This window comes from Fusibacter sp. (assembly GCF_057447755.1).
On record NZ_JBVBZF010000512.1, the window covers coordinates 1 to 1660 of the forward strand.

Sequence of the window (1660 nt, forward strand, 5' to 3'; positions counted from 1 at the left end):
AACACGCCAAGGCCATATGTCGTAAACGGATGCTCTAGTGCATCTTTATAGACTTGTAAGCCGCAAGTAACGATATCCGCACCTGCTAGGGCAGCGTCTTTGATTTGCTTTCCATTTCTAAGGGCAGCAACGATGATCTCTGTTTTGAAATCATAGTTTCTATAGATGTCAACGATGTCTTGAATGTACTGATTGCAATCTTCGCCACTGTTCTCTTTCCAGCCTACAAATGGTGAAACAAAGAGACAGTTTGCCTTACCTGGCATAAGGGCTTGAGATGGAGAGAATACTAAAGTCACGTTGGTTCTAACACCCTCTTGCTCAAGCTTTCTCGCCGCAATAATGCCTTGCTCTGTACATGGAATTTTGATGACAAAGTTGGAGCAGATCGCTGAATATTCTTTTCCCTCTGCAACCATATCTTCCCACTTGTCGTGGTGTGGATTGATTTCAATAGAGATAGGGAACTTGTCAACGCCTTCTATGCCTTTAGATTTAACCCATTCAGCCATTTCTTTAATGACTGTTTTAAAGGGCTTTCCACTGAGCTTGATGTGACGTGGGTTTGTCGTCACGCCATCTATTCCTAAAAATTCATATGCATATTCGATTTCATCCATTTTGGCACTGTCTAAAAAATATTTCATGCGATTTTCTCCTTTTATAATTGAATTGATTCAAATAGTGTTTTGAACGAGGACGCTTGTCTATAAAATACTGGAATGCTGCCCACAGGCGCTTTAACCGTCACGGTGCCTCCGGTATATTTTTCCTTTGTAAATAGGTGAATCCAATCGTCTTCAGGCAAATAGACCGACCATTCGTCTTTACCTTGTTCATGGACTGGTGCCACCAAAAGATCTCTTCCAAAGAGATACTCATAAGTCATGTCCAGACAAGCCGGGTCGTCATAGTGCATAAAGAGGGGTCTCATAGCGCCTAAGCCAGTATTGGCATTTTCTGAGATGACATGTCTTACATAAGGCAATAATTGATGTCTTAGTTTAGAAAATACAGCAAATTGTCTTAAGCAGTGATCACTTTCATCGTACTGGAAGTTTTCATCAGGACGATTGCCTTCATGAGTTCTCATATAAGGTGTGAATACCGAATACTCCAAGTATCTGAGCATGAGTTCTTCTGTACGTGTATTTCCAAAGAGCGAAGTATAGCCTCCCAGGTCAAAATGTGTTAAACCATTTCCCATAAGCCCTAGCGAAAGGCTGGCTGGAATGGTGGACGCCAATCCGTCGTGGATTGTAAAGTCAACACTTTGATCACCTGCCCACATAAGGGTACAATATTTTGCATTACCGACGCCGCCAGCTCTCATGAAGAAGACAACCTCGCCGAGCATGCCTCTTTCCTTTATGGCTTCATAGTTACATTTAGCCCATAGCGCAGGGTATTCGTTGTGCATTTCCACCCCAGTTTTTCCGTTATAAAACACGGCATCCACTGGGATATACTCTCCAAAATCTGCCATCCAGCCACTAATGCCTAAGTCGATCATGTTTTGCTGAATGATTTGCTTATACCAAGTCATTGCATGAGGATTTGTGAGGTCCATGGTCCCACAGAAGAACTCGCCAAAATCTGCTATATAAGCACTTCCATCTTGTTTTTTGACAAAGTAGTCGTTTTTTAGAGCATGGTCAAA

2 protein-coding genes are annotated in these 1660 nt (G+C 42.3%); both read right to left on the reverse strand.

All coding sequences use genetic code 11. From position 1 onward, the window contains the following. Positions 1-647, reverse strand: a 647-nt coding sequence (locus tag AC220I_RS22245; RefSeq protein WP_486726059.1) for a transaldolase family protein, incomplete at its 3' end; no start/stop codon positions are given. Between the two features lie 14 nt (positions 648-661). Then, the coding region (locus tag AC220I_RS22250; protein WP_486726060.1) for a TIM-barrel domain-containing protein at positions 662-1660 on the reverse strand (999 nt) is incomplete at its 5' end.